17 protein-coding genes are annotated in these 20,965 nt (G+C 58.6%); 12 read left to right on the top strand and 5 right to left on the bottom strand.

The window, feature by feature from the left end; genetic code table 11:
- Positions 1 to 78 precede the first annotated feature (78 nt).
- Together QN399_RS14365 and QN399_RS14360 are read left to right on the top strand one after the other, a co-directional pair.
- Positions 79 to 969 carry a proline/glycine betaine ABC transporter permease gene (locus QN399_RS14365; RefSeq protein ID WP_322216827.1) on the top strand — a complete coding sequence of 297 codons (891 nt, stop codon included), beginning with the start codon at positions 79 to 81 and terminating at the stop codon, positions 967 to 969.
- Positions 959 to 2,068, top strand: a complete 1,110-nt coding sequence (locus QN399_RS14360) for a glycine betaine/L-proline ABC transporter ATP-binding protein (protein WP_322216825.1) — start codon at positions 959 to 961, stop codon at positions 2,066 to 2,068. The genes QN399_RS14365 and QN399_RS14360 overlap by 11 nt, the downstream gene beginning before the upstream one ends.
- Positions 2,069 to 2,814: 746 nt before the next feature.
- Here the strand turns inward: QN399_RS14360 and QN399_RS14355 are convergent.
- Entirely contained in the window at positions 2,815 to 3,009 is a 195-nt protein-coding gene (locus tag QN399_RS14355; RefSeq protein ID WP_323566464.1) for a LysR family transcriptional regulator, read from the bottom strand.
- A 21-nt stretch (positions 3,010 to 3,030) separates the two neighbouring features.
- Between QN399_RS14355 and QN399_RS14350 the strand changes: the two genes are divergently transcribed.
- The gene (locus QN399_RS14350) at positions 3,031 to 3,534 is read left to right on the top strand and encodes an ABC transporter permease (RefSeq protein ID WP_322216818.1); all 504 of its coding nucleotides are present in this window, start codon (positions 3,031 to 3,033) and stop codon (positions 3,532 to 3,534) included.
- A 155-nt stretch (positions 3,535 to 3,689) separates the two neighbouring features.
- Here the strand turns inward: QN399_RS14350 and QN399_RS14345 are convergent, their stop codons facing one another.
- The 3 genes from QN399_RS14345 to QN399_RS14335 are packed head-to-tail and all read right to left on the bottom strand — an operon-like array spanning position 3,690 to position 8,118.
- Positions 3,690 to 6,080: a serine hydrolase gene (locus QN399_RS14345; protein WP_330201080.1), complete on the bottom strand. Its 2,391-nt coding sequence runs from the start codon at positions 6,078 to 6,080 to the stop codon at positions 3,690 to 3,692.
- Complete coding sequence (locus QN399_RS14340; protein ID WP_330201079.1) at positions 6,032 to 7,303, bottom strand: putative glycoside hydrolase; 1,272 nt, start codon at positions 7,301 to 7,303, stop codon at positions 6,032 to 6,034. Before QN399_RS14340 ends, QN399_RS14345 begins: the two co-directional genes overlap by 49 nt.
- Entirely contained in the window at positions 7,300 to 8,118 is an 819-nt protein-coding gene (locus QN399_RS14335) for a polysaccharide deacetylase family protein (protein WP_330201078.1), read from the bottom strand. Before QN399_RS14335 ends, QN399_RS14340 begins: the two co-directional genes overlap by 4 nt.
- Before the next feature lie 342 nt (positions 8,119 to 8,460).
- Here QN399_RS14335 and QN399_RS14330 point away from each other — a divergent pair, with 342 nt between their 5' ends.
- Entirely contained in the window at positions 8,461 to 9,021 is a 561-nt protein-coding gene (locus QN399_RS14330; protein WP_322178826.1) for a nitroreductase family protein, read from the top strand.
- 79 nt (positions 9,022 to 9,100) lie between these two features.
- Here QN399_RS14330 and QN399_RS14325 read toward each other — a convergent pair whose 3' ends face one another.
- Positions 9,101 to 10,204, bottom strand: coding sequence for a helix-turn-helix domain-containing protein (locus QN399_RS14325; protein ID WP_323566147.1), 1,104 nt, complete (start codon positions 10,202 to 10,204; stop codon positions 9,101 to 9,103).
- A 552-nt stretch (positions 10,205 to 10,756) separates the two neighbouring features.
- Between QN399_RS14325 and tssA the strand changes: the two genes are divergently transcribed.
- The 8 genes from tssA (at position 10,757) to tssH (ending at position 20,958) form a co-directional block, all read left to right on the top strand.
- Positions 10,757 to 12,310 (top strand): type VI secretion system protein TssA, encoded by a 1,554-nt coding sequence (gene tssA, locus QN399_RS14320; protein ID WP_323569101.1) that lies wholly within the window; start codon positions 10,757 to 10,759, stop codon positions 12,308 to 12,310.
- 99 nt (positions 12,311 to 12,409) lie between these two features.
- Positions 12,410 to 12,907, top strand: coding sequence for a type VI secretion system contractile sheath small subunit (gene tssB, locus QN399_RS14315; protein ID WP_219060056.1), 498 nt, complete (start codon positions 12,410 to 12,412; stop codon positions 12,905 to 12,907).
- Between the two features lie 3 nt (positions 12,908 to 12,910).
- Positions 12,911 to 14,395, top strand: coding sequence for a type VI secretion system contractile sheath large subunit (gene tssC / locus QN399_RS14310; RefSeq protein WP_322178829.1), 1,485 nt, complete (start codon positions 12,911 to 12,913; stop codon positions 14,393 to 14,395).
- A 160-nt stretch (positions 14,396 to 14,555) separates the two neighbouring features.
- Positions 14,556 to 15,044 carry an Hcp family type VI secretion system effector gene (locus tag QN399_RS14305; protein ID WP_322178830.1) on the top strand — a complete coding sequence of 163 codons (489 nt, stop codon included), beginning with the start codon at positions 14,556 to 14,558 and terminating at the stop codon, positions 15,042 to 15,044.
- A gap of 71 nt (positions 15,045 to 15,115) precedes the next feature.
- Complete coding sequence (gene tssE, locus QN399_RS14300) at positions 15,116 to 15,535, top strand: type VI secretion system baseplate subunit TssE (protein WP_322178831.1); 420 nt, start codon at positions 15,116 to 15,118, stop codon at positions 15,533 to 15,535.
- Positions 15,536 to 15,538: 3 nt separating this feature from the next.
- A complete protein-coding gene (gene tssF / locus QN399_RS14295) occupies positions 15,539 to 17,254 on the top strand; it encodes a type VI secretion system baseplate subunit TssF (protein WP_322178832.1) in 1,716 nt (571 codons plus the stop codon).
- Positions 17,218 to 18,225 carry a type VI secretion system baseplate subunit TssG gene (gene tssG, locus QN399_RS14290; RefSeq protein WP_322178833.1) on the top strand — a complete coding sequence of 336 codons (1,008 nt, stop codon included), beginning with the start codon at positions 17,218 to 17,220 and terminating at the stop codon, positions 18,223 to 18,225. The genes tssF and tssG overlap by 37 nt, the downstream gene beginning before the upstream one ends.
- Entirely contained in the window at positions 18,226 to 20,958 is a 2,733-nt protein-coding gene (tssH, locus tag QN399_RS14285; protein WP_322216805.1) for a type VI secretion system ATPase TssH, read from the top strand.
- Positions 20,959 to 20,965: the final 7 nt, after the last annotated feature.

The following is a 20,965-nucleotide window of genomic DNA, read 5'->3' as shown; positions in this document are numbered from 1 at the left end:
CGCCGATAAAAATAAAAACACCCGTGTATTGAAATGACCTGCCAGCGTTCTTACGGTCTTCTACAAAAGGGGAATGTTATGGAGTGGCTATTAGGCTTTCCACATATGGAGGACGAAAGACTTCGGGCTTTGAAAAAGGCCATCGACGGTGCCTTTCGCAATTTCACCAGCACCTACGGCGATAGCTTCGAAGTTTTTTTCCAGCCGTTGCAAACTTTCCTCAATCAGTCCGAAAGGTTCATGACCACGACGCCATGGCCGATTATCATTTTGCTGGTTGCCTTGATTGCCTGGTTCGCCAGCCGCAGCTGGAAAATTGTCCTGGGTTGCGTGCTCACGCTGATGGCGATCGGGTATCTGGACATGTGGACCGACACGATGAAAACTCTGTCGATGATCTTCGTTTGCACCGTGATATCCATTGTCATCGGCTTGCCGACCGGCATTGCCATGGCCCGCTCTAATCGTCTGCAGAACCTGGTCAGCCCGGTACTCGACGTAATGCAGACTCTGCCGAGTTTTGTCTACCTGATTCCGGTGGTGATGTTACTGGGCATCGGCAAGGTCGCGGGGCTGATTGCGGTGGTGGTCTATGCTTTGCCACCGATGATTCGTCTGACCAATCTCGGCATCCGCCACGTCGATGCCGAGATGCTGGAGTGCGCCGACGCTTTTGGTTCGTCCGGTTGGCAGAAACTGAAAAACGTCCAGTTACCTCTGGCATTGCCATCGATCATGGCTGGCATCAACCAGACGATTATGATGGCGCTGGCCATGGTGGTCATCGCGTCGATGATCGGGGTTCAGGGGCTCGGGCAACCGGTGCTCAAAGCCATTTCCAACCAATACTTCACCTTGGGCATGTTCAACGGCCTGGCCATTGTAGGCATTGCGGTGATCTTCGACCGGGTCAGCCAAGCCTACGGCAGAAGATTGCAAAAGCATCTGGAGATGGTTCATGGCCACTAATCTGACCAACGATTTCGGCATCGAAATCAAGCATCTCTATAAGATTTTCGGTTACCAGGCGCAAGCCAGTATCGAGCGGGTCAAACAGGGCATGAGCAAGGCTGAGTTGCTGAGCAATCACAGTCATGTGCTGGGTTTGAAGGACATCAATATCAACATGCCCTCTGGAGGCATTCAGGTGATCATGGGGCTTTCCGGGTCGGGCAAATCGACCTTGATCCGCCACATCAACCGATTGATCGAACCCACGGCCGGCGAAGTCATCGTCGGTGGCGTGAATGTGCTCAAGATGAGCCCGAGCGACCTACGGGAATTTCGCCGGCATAGCATTTCCATGGTGTTTCAGAAGTTCGCGCTACTACCGAACCGGACCGTGCTCGACAACGCAGTCTATGGTCTGGAGATCCAGGGATTGCCTCGTGGCAGGCAAGTAGAGATCGCCAGGGGCTGGCTGGATCGGGTTGGGCTCAACGGTTACGAGGGGCGCTATCCCAATCAGCTGTCCGGAGGCATGCAGCAACGTGTCGGCCTGGCCCGGGCACTGGCCAGCGATGCGCCGATCCTGTTGATGGATGAAGCGTTCTCGGCACTTGATCCGTTAATCCGCATGGACATGCAATCGGTGCTTCTGGATCTGCAAAAAGAGATCAGGAAGACCATCGTGTTCATTACCCATGATCTTGATGAGGCGCTGCGCATAGGTGATCGTATCGCGATCTTGCGTGACGGTGAGGTGGTGCAACAAGGCACCCGGCAGGAGATCGTCATGAGTCCTGCCGACGATTACATTGCTAACTTCGTCAAGGAAGTGAACCGTGGCCGGGTGATCAGCGTCGAGGCAATCATGCGTCCTTTTGTTAGGGTGAAGGCCGGAACAATGCTTGCAGTGCCCATGGGGACGTCACTCGAGTCTGCGGTCAAACGACTGGTTGAAGCGGGACTCGATGAATTGGTGGTCACTGACAGCCAGGGTCGGCCTGTGGGGCAGTTGGCGCTGAAGTCGATTATTGCGACGATGGTCACCTCGACAGTGAGTGAGGAATCGCAGGTGGTTCAGCTACGAACCGCGGCGAAAGCGACACGGCTCGCCGAAGAGTAATTATCTTCGTTTTTGCCCAGTCGGTAACATTGTGCCTGGGTTTTGTCTGACGAGTTCGTGTCCCAGGCGTTGGTAAAAAATCGTGCGTCATGCACCACGTTCGATGCGATACCGTAGTAATAGTGGGACACCTGCATACGTAAATCAGGAAACAGACAACGAAGGTGGCCCGAAGCTGCAAACGGAGCCTTACACCATCCGTTGAGCGTTGTCGGTGGTGCGTGTGTCGGGGGATTTTCATGTTCAAGGTTCCTTGTGTAATACAGTCTGCTTTGGCCTGTTGTGTTTACAAAGTCGGACCGATCAAACTGCTCGGATATTGGCTGGTGAAAACGCCATTTTTGCACGCTGCTATGTGAAATCTGAGCCCGGGTAGCCTCTGCCCAAAGTAAGGATTTCAATCTCAGGCGCGTATTTTCTACCGTGGAAGCCAAGGTTGGCGTTTTAACAGAATCGGCCGGTTGCTGCCGGTCGCGACAAGTTGCTAACAACCCGAACCAACTTTGGCAACAGGACTGTGAGGAAATGCCCGTGACCTAGGAAGCGCAGGGGAAGGGCGAAGAAGAGGAGAATGAAGAGGGTGGTTGATGGAAGGTGCTTAGTGTGCCGAGGGTGGGGGCGATTGGCTCCATGTTCAACGGAATAAAAGCCGGCAGGTTTTTACCGTCAACATCGCGGTAAAGCGGTATCCATTTGCGCACGAGATTGGCGTTGATGCCGTGGCCAGACGCTTACGCACGGCCGACTCAGCATGAGTTTGGGCTGCACCAGTACCGACTCTTCCGAAGCCGATACATCGTCTTCGCGCAGGAGTGATTGAATAGCTTCACTCCCCATTCACGTTCCAGTTGGGAAATATGACGGCTGATCATTGATTGCGGTACGTCGATTGCCACGGCCGCTTGGCTCAGTGACTTTTCACCCTTGGGTTCTCCACCCAAGCAGCCCAGGTTGACGGCTTTATGTCCGATGCAGCCTTGACAGACAAAGGCTATGACTCCGCCGCCTTCGTCAAGGCTTTTGCCGCCGGTCTCCGCGGGCTGGTGCAAGCTATCGTGGTCTATCTGATAGCTATCGCTTTGCAGGTGGAAATCAGATGGGAGTTGCTGCCGATTTTCACCGTTGCCGCGGGTGTGTTCGTCGGCTCCTGTATTTTTTCGACCTTTTCTCTGGTCATTGCTTGCATCGTCAAAACCCGTGAGCGTTTTATGGGGATCGGCCAGGTATTGACCATGCCGTTTTTTTTTGCGTCGAATGCTATTTATCCATTGGAACTGATGCCTGGTTGGTTGAAAGTCATTGCGGTGTGCAACCCGCTGACCTATTTGGTGGACGCGTTGCGCGGGGCCATGATTGTCGGCGGCAACAGTGTTTATGCTGTGAGTACGAGTTTTTCGGTGATGCTGTTTGTTTTTGCCATTCTTTTGCTGCTGGCCTCCAGGCTCTACCCAGGGTTGGCTCGCTAGCCTTGGTGGGTAAACCTCTCAGTATTGATTTCGAGCCGGTCGAGCCAATGTGGTTCGCTTGATCTACGGACTGGGCATACGCGTTGCGAGTGCACCGCTATTGCTAGGGTGTCGACGTTGACTACAGGCTGCACGGGTTGCGCACAGTGTCGAAGTCAATAACGCAAATTTTCCTGCCGTAGTCGCGCGAAGCGCTCAAGCGGTGCTGAGTCGAGCGCTTGCGCGGCGTCAGGCGCAGCACCGTCACGAATCGCTTGCCACACTGTTTGCGAGCCGATCGAATCGCGGGTCGCAGTAAGATTGAACGTGTCGGGATAGAGCGCGTGCAGTGTGGCAAGCAGCGCCAATCCCAGGCTCGCTATGGGACGTCGCGCTGGCACTGCGTCACGAGCGATGCTCACGCCATGGCAGAGCTGACCGTGCCAGGTTGACTCGGTGGGGACGAAGTCGAGCGGCTCGAAATGCGCGCCGACGTCAAGCGCATTCAGCGTGTGTGCGAGCCGAGTCGCGTCGATCCACGGTGCGCCGATCCACTCGAACGGATGCGGTGTGCCACGACCCACACTCAGATTCGCGCCTTCGAGCAAACCGACATCCGGGTATAGATCGAGCTGGGGCAGCGTGCGCAGGTTCGGCGATAGCGGCACCCAACCGAGACCGGTGTCTGCGAAGGCCATCGTGCGTCGGTACCCCTGCATCGGCACGACGCGCAGATCTGCACCAATGTGCTTGTTGCGGTTGAAAAGACTCGCCAGCTCGCCGATCGTCATGCCGGGCTGCAGCGGTGCAGGGAAATAGCCGGTGAACGATTCGTGGCGGCTGTCCAGTACCGGTCCGCCGAATCGCTGCGCACCGAGCGGATCGGGCCGATCCAGCACGAACAGCGGAATGCCACGCGCCGCTGCGGCCTCGAGAGCGTAGCCAAGTGTCGTCTCATAGGTGAAGAAGCGCACGCCGGCATCCTGAATGTCGAAGATCAGCGCATCCAGTCCGTAAAGCGAACTGGTCGGGAAGCGCCGCGCCGCGCCATAGAGACTGTGTACGGTAAGGCCCGTCGCCGTGTCGAGTGTGTCGCCGACTCGCTCGTCCATGTCGATGTTCAGCCCATGTTCAGGCGAGAACAGCGCTGCCAGCCTGACGCCTGGCGCGTGCGCGAGTACGTCGATGGTGCGCCTGCCCTCGGCGTCGAAGCCGCTGCGATTGGTGATCAAGCCCACGCGCATGCCAGCGAGCGGTGCAAACCGCTGCGCCTCGAGCACATCGATGCCGGTCTGCACCGGCCCCGTCGAGGTTGGCAGGCGATCGGCGGCACGCAGCGCTGGCAATGCCGACGGCAGCAACCGGCCGATTTGCGCGACGTTCGCCGACGCGGCCCGGCTTGCCAGCAGCGCGAGCAACTGCGCACGAAGCGGGCGCGCGTCGCCGCTGTCGTCGGGGTATACGCGGTTGGTCAGGATGACGATGAATTGGCGCGTCACCAGATCGATCCACAGGCCCGTGCCGGTGTATCCGGTGTGGCCGATGATGCCAATCGGCGGCAGGCGGTCATGGTTCGGCGCGAACGGTGCCGCCAGATCCCAGCCGAGGCCGCGCCACGGCGCGGTCGCGAGTGGCGAGGCGGCAGCCGCGAGCGCGGCGATGCTCGCTGGTCGCAGAATCTGCTGGGTACCCGCGCGCCCCTCGTTCAGCATCATCTGCGCGAAGCGGGCGAGGTCGTCCGCCGTGGAAAACAGCCCGGCGTTGCCGGATACGCCGTCCATCCATTGGGCCGTCGGATCGTGCACGCGGCCGCGGCGGATGCCGGCCTTGTTGGCGATCGTCGGCGCACTGCGTGCCACTTGCCCTGCGTTCGGCACAAAGACCGTGTCGCGCATACCGAGCGGTCCGAAGATGTGAGCCCGGCAATACGCGTCGAGCGGAAGGTGGGTGATGCGCTCGACCAGTTCGCCGAGCACCACGAAATTCAGATCACTGTAGATGACGCGTTCGCCTGGTGCGCTGCGTAGACGCTGCGCAGCGATAGCGCTCAATACGCCTTCGCGGCCCGGATGCCGTGGCCGCGCAGGCAGGTCTGGCAGCAGCCCTGAGGTGTGCGCAAGCAGGTGACGCACCGTCACCGCGTCTTTGCCGTTCGCCGCAAAAGCGGGCCAATATTGCACAACAGGTACGTCTAGGTCGATGCGGTGTGCTTCGGCCAGTTGCATGATTGCCGTGGTGGTCGCGATGACCTTGGTCAGCGACGCGAGATCGAATTCGGTGCTCAGCGTCATCGGCTCGGGGTCGGGCCTCGTCGCGCGTTGTCCAAAGGCTTGGCGATAGAGCACGTGCGTGGCGTCCCCAATCAGGACGACGGCACCCGGAACGCGTCCGGCGGCGATCTGTCCCTCGACGATCTGTGCGGCTTGCAGGCGCGCCGCCGTATCGAAATCGGCGGCGCTCGCGATCTGCACCGCCGTCGCCATTCCAACCAGTATCGCCCAGCGCTTCAGCGCACCGATCAACGGAGCGGAAAATCGGCGGCGTCGTAGTGATTGCGCGGGTTCCATAACATCCATCCATTGGTGCCAGCTGCGTCGGCAGCGGTTATCTGGGCACTGATCGCCGCCGCGTCAAACAGGCGATGGTCGAACGCATAGTCGCGAAAGGCCTGTAGCCACGGACGAAAACGCACGCCCGGTAGATGGGTGCGATGCACCGCCTCCGCCAGGGAGCGCCTGACGATCTGACCGGGATCAGTGATCGGGTTGGTTAAGCCCGGCAGCCCCCAGGTGAAACCGGACGGGTACAGCATTGGCGAAATATAGTCGAGCGGCTCGCCTAGCAATTCGATTTGCTGGCCGATCGCGGTATCGTCGAGATTCCAGCAGACGTAGCCGAAGATGTCTGCGGAAACGAATACGTTGTAGGGCGCTAGCCGTGTGCGTGCGGCCTGCAGGAAGCCGACGATTGCCGCAGTCCGGTTGGCCCGAGTGTTCGGCAGGGCAAAGCGTAGCCCGCTCTTGTCGGGAAAGCGCACATAGTCGAACTGGACCTCGTCGAAGCCCATCCGTGCCGCCTCCTCGGCGACATCGAGATTGTGCTGCCATACGTCGTGCGAAAACGGATCCATCCATTGCAGGTTCTCGCGATCACGCCACGGCGTGCCTTCTGCGGTGTGCACGCTCCACTCCGGATGCGCGTCGGCCAGTGGGTCGTCCTTGAGTACCACGATGCGTGCGATCAAATACAGGTGTTGCGTATGCAGCCTGGCAAGCAGCGCCGGAAAGTCCTGTTCCTGTGCTGCGCGCGTGGTTACTCGGGCCGCCGCGCCAATTGCCTCGCGCGCCGCACTGCGATAGGGCGTCAGGCCGCGGTCGCCCTTGACGTCGATGACGAGTGCATTGATCACGGTGCTGTCAGCAAGGCTGACGGCCTTGTTGCGCAGAGTCGCGCTGGTCACGCCGAACACCGACAGATAGACCGCTTTCGGGCGAAACGGGGTCAGCGTGAGCATCACGGGCGTTTCACCGGACACTTTGGCCTCGGTACGCAGATACCCTGGGGCGCGGGCCGCGACGCTCTCGGCCGAGTGAGCGGTCTCGAACCGGCCGTGTTCGTCGGTTCGCGTCACACCGGCCGACGTCGTGATGATCGCGCCGGCAAGTGGATTTCGCGTACTCGAGTCGAGCACGACACCGGTGACGGCCAGGGCGCCTTGCTCGGTCAGCAGGGCAGTGACGGCCAGCAGCGCCGGGATCGCGTGTCGCCTGAATACGCGGATGAAGGTCATCGTGCGTTCCCCGCTGCGGGCATCGGCAGTGAGTCCGGTTCGCCGAGCAAGTGCGCGAACGCCCTTGTGCCGTAGGCATCGGTCATCAGAAAACGTGGCAATGCGAGCAGCCGCGCGTGCCGGTCTGCCTTGTGCGCCTCCAGTGTGACGGCGACTGTGTAACCCTCTTCGGAGGCGAGCGCGATCAACTCGTCGTCGTAGATGCCGAACGGCCACGCGAGCATGTCGACATGGGCACCGGTTTGCGACTCGATACGTTGACGCGATTTGTCGAGTTGTGTGCGGACGAATTGCTGGAAATCCGCCGGCGTACGGTGTCGGCGCTCGACGTTGAAATTGGGATGCCAGAACGTATGCGACTGGATGTCAATGAGCCCGGTCTGTCTCAATGTACGCAATTGCTCCCAGGTCAGCGCATAGGACGCGTTCGAGATCGCCGATGGATAGATAAACAGCGTGACCGGAAACCGCTCGCGCAACACGACGGGCAGCAGTTTGTCGAATACCGAACGATGCCCGTCGTCGACGGTGATCGCCACTGGCTTCGGCGGTAACGTCGCATTGGGATCCCGCAGCCAGCCGACCACCTCGCGCAGCGGCACGATGTGGTAGCCATGCTCGCGCAGGACACGTAACTGGGTTTCGAAGGTGCTCATGCGGACGGTCATGGAGTCGTCCGCCGTCTCCGAAAAACGGTGGTAAACGAGGATTGTGACGCGCGATTCGGCGCTCTGAGCAGCTTCGTCCGATCCCCAGGCAAGCTCGCAGATGCACACCAGCATGGTGTACACCAAAAGCCGGATCAAGCGGCTCATATAAGCAACCCGGGGTCCGTGGTTGGCGCCAGCAGGATCGGGCGGAACGCGGGACTACCGTCGATACACGCCATGGTTTTTTCGTACATATCTGTACTCCTGCGTGAGTCATTTTCACCCGCGTTGCGTGTCTCGCGAGAGCGAGGCGTATCCAGTGTGCGTTGAACGCGCATCGTCCTTCTGATGCAGATCAATGTCGCGCAACGTGGAGCCGCTCAGGTTGGCGCGAGTGCTAGACGAAACGAGGGGAGAGGCTGGTCCCGCCTTGATTTGATCTAAATCAATGTTGAATCGTCGTTGGCGGGCGACGTTGTGAAACGACACTATTTGAGGCTTGCCAGCATGAATATCAACGACGCGATTTTGGGGCGCCGCTCGACACGGGAGTACACGATAGAACCCGTTGATGAACAAATCATTCGTCGATTGATTAACGCCGCAGCCCATGCGCCCAGCGCGGTAAACCAACAACCGTGGACGTTCACGGTGATACGCGATCAAGGACTGCTGGATCGAGTCTCGCGCGAAGCGAAGGCCTGCATGCTCGCGACGATGCCCGCAGCAACCCAGTCCGAGCACTTTCATTCAATGCTCAATGATCCAAATTTCCAGATCTTCTACCACGCGCCGGCACTCATCTTGATTTCGGGGAACACGCAAGGTCAGTGGGTCGTCGAAGACTGCGCATTGGCTGCCGAGAATCTGATGCTCGCCGCGTACGCTGAAGGGCTAGGCACCTGTTGGATCGGTTTCGCCCAAAGTTTTCTTAATACACCGGAGGGGAAGCATGCACTTGGTCTTCCCGCCGAGTGGAAGCCGGTTGCGCCAATCATTGTTGGCCACCCGAAATCCGTGCCTGTCCCCGTTAAGCACAAGGAGCCAGAGGTCCGCTGGATTGGCTGACCAGGGCGACGCGTTATGGGGTCGTTCCCGTCAATAGGTCGCATCACTAAGTGCTTCAGGCAGTGGCTATGCTGCTGCCTTATACAGGCTCACACTTTCGCTGTGCAGCCATGATGCGATGGTCCTGCGGGGACATGCCATAACTGCGGCTGAAAGCGCGGGTAAAGTCCGAGGCGCTTTTGAAGCCCAGGCTGTAAGCGATTTCAATAACCTGCCGATTGGGGTATCGCACCAATTCGTCTGCTGCTTCACGCAGTCGGCAATTACGGATGTAGCGGCCCAATCCGCCCTCATGCTGGAACAGCCGATACAGCGTATGGCGTTGCAATTGTACCGCCGACAGAACGCTCTCCGGTGTCAACCAGGGTTGATACAGGTTGTCTTGCACATAGCGTCTGGCTTTGTCGAACATTGCGCTACGCGCCGCCGCCCTGACGTTGCCCCCCAGTTTGGCCTGTTTGGCAAATGCGCCGAGCATTAACTGAATGCCGATATCGAACGCTGTCGTTGCTTGATTTGGATTCATGTTTGGCAGACGTTTCGAGAGTGTCGCGACATGCTCGATCATCAGTTGGGTAAGTGGTGTTGTATTGGCGAAGACGCGGCCATGGATCGACTCTGCGTGTGGTAGCGCGGCGTCCACTATCGGTCGTGGTACGAAGAATGTCAGTACCCGACAATGGCTTCGGTGCATTCTTATCGGTTGGTTCATGTCCATGGCGACAATGCTGGCCTGAACGGGGTTGCGGCTTTCAAGGCCCCCGCCCTGAATAGAGTCAATACCGCCCTCGGTGAACACTTGGAAAACGTAATCCCGGACGCTGTCCGTCGAGATGCGTGCGACCGAGCGATCAAGCAGCAAGGCGTCACTCGAGCAATCGGTGAACAGTCGAGCCCCTAACGTATAACGATCGATACAGCCGTTAAAAGGTGACTCGACTGACTTGGACGAGGGCAGTGCGTCAATGACGTGCCCAACCCGACGGCGCCAGGCCAAAAACTGATTGGAGACTGGCTCCGCGCTGACATTGAAGTGATCGGGAGCCTGGCGTGCACCGAATGGGAGTTGAAGCGATTGAGTTGACGCGAGACTGTTCATAACTTCACTGCTGACCAGTAGATCAAGGTTTGCATCGATAACCGGACCGGAATGGCGTCCACTGAATGTAGGCTGAGGTTTCATGTAGGCAGCCATTATCGCTGTACGGACCCGTGCGTACCTGTTTTTTTCAGCGCTATGAAAGTTTTTCCGCTTTCGCTACAGGAACCCCATGCTACTCATACGGTATAGGGGATACCGCATAGGCTAAAAATAGTTCAAAAACTGCAACGCACGGTCAAGCCGTACAAAAAAAGCCTGATAAGTTCCGTGCAGGTTCGTATTTTAAAACAGTTATTTTTATTTGAGTTTGTCAGGTGTTTTTTTGCACTGAATAGGGGCGAAAGTCTTTTTTTGCTCTTCGGTGGTGCGCTGTTAAAGACGCGGCGCGGATCAATTCAGGTGTTCACCTGATGTTGCCGACGGGGGTGTCAGCGCATTCTTGTCCGGCGGTTTAGTCGGCGGCCATCGCACGCTCTTAATGGGGCGTTGGGTCGAGTGAGTTGACATCTATTTGATTAATTAGTCATTGGAAATAATGCCTTAAGTGCAGCAGTGATCTGGGCATCGACAGCAAAGTTCTTTTGCGTGCATGACGGTGTATCAAGCGGCATATCGATGTAGCAGGAATGACGGATGAGTTGTCTCGATCAGGAGTTGGGTTCGTTTGCGATCAGCGTGGCCAGTCCGGCTGGCGCCAATCCTCGAGAAGGCGCTGCCTTTTCGCTGGCGCAAATTGAAGTTGAAAAGCTGACCAATATTCATGCCGAATCCGGAGTGGACTGGCAGAAAGTGGCTGACACCTGCGCAAAAGTTCTTCGCGAGGAAGGCAAGGATTTCAATGCTGCGGTCTGGTTGTTGTGTGCCTGGACCACGCTCAACGGTATAGCTGGCCTTGCGACCGGGGTACACGTACTGCGCGAAATGCTCGAGCAGTACTGGGACACGTTGACGCCACCACCAGCCCGATTGCGTGCTCGGCGTAACCAGGCCGAATGGATGCTCGAATGGCTCACGGCGAAGGTCGAAGAAAGCTTCGAACCGGTGCCTGGCGATCAGTTGGCTGTCTTGCTCGAAAACTGGGACGCCATCGATCGTTTTTGGCGCGACAAGGACGCTGACGGTCCGAGTTTCTTTGCGTTGCGTCGACGGTTGTCACAACTGCCCGTGCAGGCCAGCGCCGAGCCAGCATTTGTTGCGCCTGAGCCTGTTCAGCCGGTCGAGTCTATCGCCGTGGCAGTACCGGTTCCGCAGTCTACTTCGGTACCCGGCAAGGCACCGCCGACGCTTGCTCCGGTCCATGTATTGGACAGCTTTGAAAACGATGAGGCGATTGAGAGCGCCGTAGACGCTGTGTTTGCGTCGTTAACGCCGCTGGTAGCATTTTGTCTCGACGCTCGTCCGACGTTGCCGTTGCTGTTTCGCCTGAACCGACAGTCGGCCTGGACCACCTTGCAGCAGGCTCCGCCCGCGCAAGGCAACACCACACGTATTCCTCCACCTTCGGAAGCCGAACTGCAGAGTTTCAGCCGGTTGCAGAGCGCTGGCGAGCCGCTGGATATTGTGCGTTTTTGCGAAGGCCGGCTGAACACGTATCCATTTTGGCTTGACCTTAATCGAGCCAGTCATGCAGCGCTTTCGCGCCTCGGCTCAGGCTCCCTGGCCGGGCTTGCGAGCCTTTCCCTGGAGACTCGGCATTTTCTGGCACGCCTGCCGTCGCTGGTCGAACTCACCTTCGCCGACGGTCAGCCGTTCGCCGATGGGGCAACGCGTAGCTGGCTCGAAGGGTTGGCCCCGGCGGTCAGCGCTGGGGCTGGGGATACTGTGCAAACGCTGATTGACGGTGCAGGGCGAGAAGCCGCTGACGGACGTCTGAACGATGCATTGGCCAGCCTGCAAGCGAGCCTGCGCGAGGCCGGCAGTGGCCGCGACCGGTTCCGTTTGCGCCGTGCCCAATGCGAGTTGCTGCACCGTTTCGAGCCCCGTGCCCAGTTGCGAGTGGCCCTGGATGTATTGCTGCAAGAAGCAACGGAGCAGGGGTTGGATCGTTGGGAACCGGATCTGGTTCGGCCTTTATTGGAACTGGCGTTGGTTCAAGAGGATGGCGGTTCAAAAACGGTATGGGCGCAGCAGTTGGCCGCCATGGATTTGCCCGCTTTCTGGCGTCTGGCCAGTCCACAGGCAAGTTGAGTTCAGCAATACGCGATACCTGACAGACATACGCATATCAATGCCATGGGTTTTATAACGGCTGCGTTGAGCGAGCCCGCTAAACAGGAGTGAGATTAAATGGCTAGTGAAGGTTCAGTCGCGCCTAAAGAACGCGTCAACATTGTGTACAGCTCCGACACCGGTGGCGCCCAAGAGCAGGTTGAGCTGCCTCTGAAGCAACTGGTTATCGGTGACTTCACCTTGCGTGAAGACGACACGCCGGTTGAAGACCTCAAGCCGATCCGCGTTGACAAAGACAACTTCACCGATGTGCTCAAGGGGCAAAACCTGAGCCTGCAGTTGGCGGTGCCCAATCGTCTGGCGGAGAACGCCCCGGAAGACGAGCAGATTCCTGTGTCGCTCACTTTCCAGTCCATTCGCGACTTCGAGCCCGATGCCATCGTTGCCCAGGTTCCTGAGCTGCAGCAGCTGATTGCCCTGCGTGACTCGCTCAAGGCGCTCAAAGGCCCGATGGGCAACCTGCCGGAATTTCGCAAGCAACTTCAGGCCCTGATGAACGATGACGGTGCCCGCGAGCGCCTGCTCTCGGAACTCGGCGTAAAGGACAAGGAATAACCCATGAGTGAAGAAAAAAGTCAGGCCGCGAGCAGCACTGGTCAAGCGGTCGAGTCCGTTTCGTTGCTGGATCAGTTGGTAGAAGCCGCCCGCGTCAAGCCGGGCGATGAAGCTTATGCGGTTACCCGTCAGGGACTCGAAGCCTTCGTCACCGAGCTGCTCGAACCGGCAAGGCAGACCGAGAAAGTCAGCGCGGGGCTGATCGACGACATGATCGCCACACTGGACGCCAAGCTTTGCCGTCAGGTCGACGCCATCATTCACAACGAGAAGTTTCAGAAGCTTGAGTCGTCATGGCGCTCGCTGAAGTTTCTGGTCGACCGTACGGATTTCCGTGAGAACAACAAGCTGGAGATTCTTAGCGTCTCCAAGGAAAAGTTGCTCGAAGATTTCGAAGATGCTCCTGAAATCACCCGCTCGGGTCTGTACAAGGCGGTGTACACCGCTGAGTTTGGCCAGTTCGGTGGTCAGCCGTTCGGCTCCATCATCGGTAACTACGAGTTCAATCCCGGCGCGCAGGACATGAAGCTCCTGCAATCGGTCGCCTCCATTTCGGCCATGTCCCATACGCCATTCATTGCCTCGGCTGGCCCACAGTTCTTTGGTATCGACAGCTTTGCGGACTTGCCCAATCTGAAGGATCTGCAAGCGGTCTTTGAAGGCCCGCAGTTCACCAAGTGGAACGCGTTCCGTGAAAGCGATGATGCCCGTTTTGTCGGTCTGACCTTGCCGCACTTTTTGCTGCGCACGCCTTACGGCGAGGACACTGTTCCGGCCAAGACCTTCCGTTACAACGAAAGCGTCAGTGGTGGTAACAACGATTTCCTGTGGGGCAACGCCGCGTTTGCGTTTGCCAGCCGCTTGTCTGACAGCTTTGCCCAGTACCGTTGGTGCGCCAACGTGATCGGTCCGCAGGGCGGGGGCACGGTCGGCGACTTGCCGATCTACAACTATGAAGCCATGGGTGAAACCCAGACCAAAATTCCGACCGAAGTGCTCATCTCCGAGCGCCGCGAGTTCGAGCTGGCCGAGCAAGGTTTCATCGCGCTGACCATGCGCAAGAACACCGATAACGCGGCGTTCTTTTCCGCCAACTCGTGCCAGAAGCCCAAGTTTTTCGGCAATGACAAAGAAGGCAAGGAAGCTGAGCTGAACTACAAGCTCGGCACCCAGCTGCCATACATCTTCGTGGTCAGCCGCCTGGCGCACTACATCAAGGTCATTCAGCGCGAAAACATCGGTACCTGGAAAGAGCGTGGTGACTTGGAATCTGAACTCAACACCTGGATTCGTCAGTACGTGGCCGACATGGATAACCCTGCGGCCGGTGTACGCAGCCGCCGTCCATTGCGTCAGGCCGACATTACCGTCAGCGACGTTGACGGCGATCCAGGCTGGTACCGCGTAGGGTTGAAGGTTCGTCCGCACTTCAAGTACATGGGCGCTTCTTTCACGTTGTCGCTGGTCGGCAAGCTCGACAAGAGCTGATTTGGCAGAGCGAACGAATGACTTAAATGTCGTTCGTTCAGGTGTTCACCCGAGGGTCATCGCCTCGGGGGTTCCATAAGATGGATTCAACGCAACGACACAGGGCCACACGTTCTGATCGGTGCCTGAAAACTAACTGATTAAACCCGGAGTACACGTTATGCCAATGCCATGCTACCTGAGTATCGAAGGCCAGAACCAAGGCAAGATCGAAGGTTCAAGCAGTGTTACCGGCCACGAAGGGATGATCCTCGTACAAGCCGTTGAACACCTGATCGATATTCCCAAGAACCCGCAGACCGGCTTGCCCGCAGGCAAGCGTGTTCACCAGGGCATGACCCTGACCAAAGAGATCGACAAGGCTTCGCCGAAGCTGCTGCAAGCCCTGACCTCCGGCGAACAACTCAAGTCCGTTGTGCTTGAGTTCTATCGCATCTCGCCCAAAGGCACGGAAGAAAAGTACTACACCATCACCCTGAGCAACGCAGTGCTTGTTTCGGCCCGTACCTGGGTACCCAACGTATTGAGCCCTGAGTTCAAGCAAATGGGCCACATGGAAGACATCGGCATCACTTACGAAAAAATCGTCTGGACCTGGGTGCCGGACGGCATCGAAGCCGAAGATTCGTGGCTGGCGCCAAAAGCGTAAGCAAAGCCTGAGTCATCCTTCACCGCCCTGGTTCAGGGCGGTGTTCTTTCAATTTCAGAAGGTACACGGCGTTGAGAGAAAAACGATTGCTGGAACGCATCACGGGCTTGCAGGTTGAAACCGGCCGCACGCACCTGACCCAGGCGGAAGTGCTTACGCAGTCAATCGTTCAGCACCTGCAACGCATCTTGAACACCCGGCGCGGCAGCGTGCCAATCGACGCCGATTTTGGCGTACCCGATTTCACCAATCTGGCCGGTTCGTTTGCGACCGGCGAGACCACGCAAATAATTGAGAACATGACTCGCATGATCGCCCGCTACGAGCCTCGGTTGAAGTCGCCGCGCATTCTGGTCGCCGAAGGCGCTCAGGAAGTGTTGTCGCTGAGCTTCAGCCTTGAAGGCCTGGTGGCGATTGATGATCGGGACATTCCCATTCACCTGGCAACGCGCGTGTCTTCGGACGGCCGCGTTTCCCTGGCGATGCACTAAGTCATGCTCAACAACCATTATCAAAGTGAACTCAACCACCTGCGCCGCCTGGCCGATGAGTTTGCCCGTAGCAACCCGGCCCTGGCACCGCTGTTGGGTGTGGACTCGGCCAATGATCCGGATGTCGAGCGCTTGCTCGAAGGTGTCGCCTTTCTCACCGGGATGGTTCGCCAACGGCTGGACGACGAGTTTCCCGAGTTCATTCAAGAGCTGGCGCAGCTGCTTTATCCACATTATCTGCAGCCATTGCCCTGCCTGACACTGCTTCAATTCCAGCCCCGCGGGCCGTTACAACAAGCCACGCGTATCGATGCCGGATGCGAGGTCGCCTCGGTGCCTGTCGATGGACAGCGGGTGCGCTTTCGCAGCACTTCGGCGGTAGACCTCGAACCGCTGCAACTGATCGGTACACGCTGGGATGGCGGTGCCGGTGAAGAACGCAGTCTGGTCCTGGATTTCGCTTTCACCACCGCCGATCCAGATGACTGGCACGCTGACACCCTGCGTTTCTATCTCGGCGATGGCTTGGTGGATGGCTGCAAGTTGTTGCGTCTGCTGCAGCTCAACCTGCGTGAGATTCGTATCTGTGCGCAAGGGCAGCCCATGACGTTGCTGCCAGCCAGGCATTTACGTGGCCTGGGGTTCGATGCGAGCAATGTCTTGCTGCCTTTTCCCGACACCGCCCATCCTGCCTATCGCTGCTTGCAGGAGTACTTCGCGCTGCCCGAGAAGTTTCTTTTCGTCGAGCTTTCCGGTTTCAAACAGTGGCGTGTCAGGGGCAAGGACGGCCGATTCAGCGTACGTCTGATGTTCGAGAGCTTGCCGGACTGGACGCCGAATCTGTCCGCCAACAGTTTCATGATGGGGGTAACCCCAGCGATCAACCTGTTTGCCCAGGAAGCGCACCCGTTGCGCATCGACCACAAGCAAGTCGACTACCGCATCCAGCCCGCCGATCATGGCCAACGCATGAGCATGCGAATTCATTCGGTGCTCAAGGTCAGCGCTTATTCTGCCGCAGGGGGCGAGCGGCAGTTGGAGCCGTTCAATACGTTCTCGCAGCGTGATACCTACAACTTGCGAATCCGACAGTCGACTATCGACGCTCACGGCTATGACCATTATTTGAGCCTGCCCTACCGCGAAGGCAAAGTGCCTGGCGAGATGACGCTGTCCATCGGTTTGCTGTGTACCAATGGCAAGTTGCCGGAAAGCTTGCGTCTGGGTGATTTGAATCAGCCCACCGACAACACGCCACCCAGGGTCGAATTCAAGAGCATTCGCAGTATTACTCCGTGCCAGCCTCCCAAGTTCGACGACAAACTGTTGTGGCGCATGCTTTCGCAGCTCAATGCCAATCACTTCCGCCTGGCTGATCGCGACTACCTGCGAGGCCTGCTGTCGCTCTATCTGCCTAGCGTCGGCGAAGGCGCCCAGGACGCCAACGAGCGGCGAATCGATGCTATCGAAAACGTCACGGTTACCCACGAGCGCCGTTTCATTCGCGGGCTGCCCATTGAAGGCAGCGTGGTCCGGGTCGAGTGCCGGGGCGACCACTTCCTGAGTCCAGGCAATTTCTACATGTTCGGTTGCGTGCTCGATGAATTTTTCGCTGGCTGTACAGCTATTAATAGCTTTACCGCTTTCACGCTGTTCGACAGCGTCAACCATGAGACCTTGAAATGGCCAGCGAAGATCGGGCACCAACGCCTGCTGTGATCGATCCGCTGCTCGATGACGGCGGCGACTATGGTTTTTTCCAGGCCTTGCGCCTGTTGCGATTGCGTTTCCCGAGCGAAAAAGATTTCGTCGAGAACGTGCGGGTCCGGCCACGGCTAGGGCTTGGATTTCCCCAACGGGATATCGAGCGTATCGAGCAAAGCGAAGATGGCCGCTATCGGATAGAGGCCAACTTTTTTGGCCTGTATGGCGTCACCTCGCCGTTGCCGACGTTTTACACCGAAGACCTGATCGACGAGCAACTGCAGGGCCATTCAGCGGGGCGCGACTTTCTCGACATCCTGCATGCCGCGCTTTACCCACTGCTGTTTCGGGCTTGGGAAAAGCACCGGATCTGGATTGATATTACCGAGCGACGGGACGTCAAGAGCCTGCGCCAGCTACAGGCATTGATCGGCATTGCGGATGCGCGTCCCGAGCAACGGGATCAATCCGTCGATCTGCTGCGTTATGCCGGTTTATTCAACCAGCACCCGCGCTCGGCCCTCGGCCTGCAACAGTTGGTCAAGGCGGTGCTCGAAGATGTGCCGGTGGAAGTGGTGCCCTGTGTCGAGACGCGTCTGCGCATTGACCGTCCGGCGCGCACTTACCTGGGAATGCAGTGCGGTGTATTAGGCGAAAACAGCCTGCTCGGTCGAGAGGTCATGGACCGCAGTGGCACGCTGGATATCCGCCTGGACTCACTGAGTGCCGAGCGTTTTCACGGGTTGCTGCCAGGGCAAGCGCTTTATCAAAAGCTCGAACGGTTGGTGGCGTTGTACCTGCAGACGCCGCTACGCAGCCGATTGGTCATGCGTCTTGCTGCAGATGAGCAGCAATGCGCTTCGCTGGGGGGCGGCTGGCAGCGGCTCGGCCTCGATACCTGGCTGGGTGACGGCGACACACAGGACGACGTTGTATTCATGCTTACGGCCGAACACGGACCAATGCTCGAAGAGAGGGCTCGATAGATGATTCAGGTAGAACTCAAACCGCTGTTCGCAAGGCTCAATGTTTACAGCACCAAGGCCCTGGAGAACGCGGCGGGCCTGACCCTGGCGCGCACTCATTACGAGATTTCCCTGGAGCACATGCTGCGTCAGTTGCTGGAAGATCCGAATGCCGATGTGACGCGCATCCTTACGCGATTCGAAATCGATCCGATGCGCCTGCGCGCGCTGCTTGACGACGGCCTGGCGCAGCTGAAAAACGGTAATCCCGGGCGGCCGGTGTTCGCCAGCCTGCTCACTGAGTGGATTCAGGATGCCTGGCTGATTGCCTCGCTGGTGGTCGGCACCGGGCGGATTCGCGGTGGCTCGCTGCTGCTGGCGCTGATTTCCCGTCTGGGTTACTACACCGCCGGCACTCGTTACGGCGAAATGCTCAAGCCCATTTCCGCCGATGCCCTGACGGCTGAATTTTCCCACCTGTTGGGCGGCTCCAGTGAAGGTCCGCTGGACAGTCTGCAATCCGGCTTGGGGTCTTCTTCGGTCGCCAGTGCAGGCGGTATCGCGCCCGCCGCTGAAGACAATATCGGTCGCTTTTGCGAAGACCTTACCGCCAAGGCAGCGGCGGGGCGCATCGACCCGATTTTCGGCCGCGATGATGAGATTCGTCAGATGATCGACATCCTTGCCCGACGCCGTAAAAACAACCCTATCGCCGTGGGCGAACCCGGTGTGGGCAAGTCCGCCGTGGTCGAAGGCCTGGCGTTATTGATCAGCCAGAACGAAGTGCCGGACTTTCTTAAAAATACCCGCCTGCTGAGCCTCGATCTGGGTGCGCTGGAAGCGGGCGCCAGCGTCAAGGGCGAGTTCGAAAACCGCCTGCGTGGCGTCATCGAAGAGATAAAGGCATCTACCACGCCGGTGATCCTGTTCATCGACGAAGCACACATGCTGATCGGTGCTGGCGGCGCGGCAGGGGGGTCCGATGCGGCCAACCTGCTCAAGCCCGCATTGGCCCGTGGCGAGTTGCGCACCATCGCCGCCACGACCTGGTCGGAATACAAAAAGTACTTCGAGAAAGACCCAGCCTTGGCGCGCCGTTTTCAACTGGTCAAACTGGATGAGCCGAGTGTCAAAACCGCCGTGCTGATCTTGCGTGGTCTCAAGGGTCATTACGAAAAAGTCCACGGTGTCAGCGTGCGTGATGACGCTATCGTTGCCGCCGCCGAATTGTCGGATCGCTACATCACCGGGCGCTTGCTACCGGACAAGGCCGTAGACTTGCTCGACACCGCCAGCGCTCGGGTGCGGATCGGCCTGGGCATCAAGCCTGCCGAGTTGGAGCGCATGGAGCGGCAGTTGTCCGGTCTGGCTCGCGAGCTGAACGCACTGGAGCGCGACCGCGCCAACGGTTTCCCTGTGGAAGACCTGCGCCTGTCAGATATCGCAGACGAACAGGCTGACATTGACGACAGGCGTGCCGTGCTGGAAGCCCGCTGGCTGGCCGAGCGTGATGCAGCGGTACGCGTTCTCGAAGCCCGTAAGCAGCTGACCCTGAAAGAACAGGATCTGCCGACACTGGCTGAGGGCGAAGCTGCTCAGGTACTGGCATCGCTGGGCGAACGTCAGGCCGAGCTGGATCAGGCCCGCGAGGCGCTGGCTGCGCTGCAAGGTGACGAACCGCTGCTGTTCACCGAAGTCAATCCGGATGCGATTGCCAAGGTCGTCTCCGACTGGACCGGCGTGCCGCTGGGCAAAGTGCTGCGCGACGCTGCGGGTGGTGTGCTGGCCTTGGCCGATAACATCAAGACGCGCATTCGCGGTCAGGACACTGCCGTCGAACAGATCGCGGAAATCCTTAAGGCCGCGCAATCCGGCCTGCGCGATCCGCAACAGCCTTTGGGAGTATTCCTGCTGGTCGGTCCATCGGGTGTCGGCAAGACCGAAACCGCCTTGGCCGTGGCCGAACACTTGTTCGGCGGCGAGCAGGCGATGATCTCGGTAAATATGAGCGAGTACCAGGAGAAGCACACCGTCAGCCGTCTGGTGGGTTCGCCTGCCGGTTATGTCGGTTTCGGCGAAGGCGGCATGTTGACTGAGGCGGTGCGCAAGCGTCCGTATTCGGTGGTGCTGCTCGATGAAGTGGAGAAAGCCCACCTGGACGTGGTGAACATTTTCTATCAGGTCTTCGACAAGGGCAGCCTGTCCGACGGCGAAGGACGGCAGATCGACTTCTCCAACACGGTGGTGCTGCTGACCAGTAACCTGGCCACCGAAGAAATCCAGAACCTGTGCATCGATGGGCGTCCAGACCCGGACACCCTGGCGGAAAAGATCCGTCCGACCCTGTCCCGCCATTTCAAACCTGCGTTGTTGGCGCGCATGACCATCGTGCCGTTTTTCACCTTGGGCAGCGAGCAACTGGCAGGCATCGTGCGCCTCAAGCTGGGCCGGCTCAGCGAGCGCCTGCTGGCCTCGTCGAAAGTACGCCTGACGTTTTCGGAGGAGGTCGCCGACGCCATCGCCGCACGCTGCACAGAAGTGGAGAGCGGAGCGCGCAACATCGACTTCATTCTGCGCAAAAGCCTGACGCCGCGTTTGTCCGACGTGTTGCTGGGGGCGATTGCCGATCAGCGCCCGCTGGCCGGGCTACATGTGGCGGTGGGTGGTGGCGGGGAGTGGGTGATTACCCAGGTAGAGGCCGATGCGATCAGGTCTTTACCCGAGGGTGAAGCGCTGCTTGAAACCCTAGAGTGACCGCTCG

This window comes from Pseudomonas sp. 10C3 (assembly GCF_036346185.1).
In the GTDB taxonomy this organism is placed as follows: domain Bacteria; phylum Pseudomonadota; class Gammaproteobacteria; order Pseudomonadales; family Pseudomonadaceae; genus Aquipseudomonas.
The sequence above is the reverse complement of the archived record's forward strand: the minus strand, read 5'-3'. Positions and strand labels throughout refer to the sequence as shown.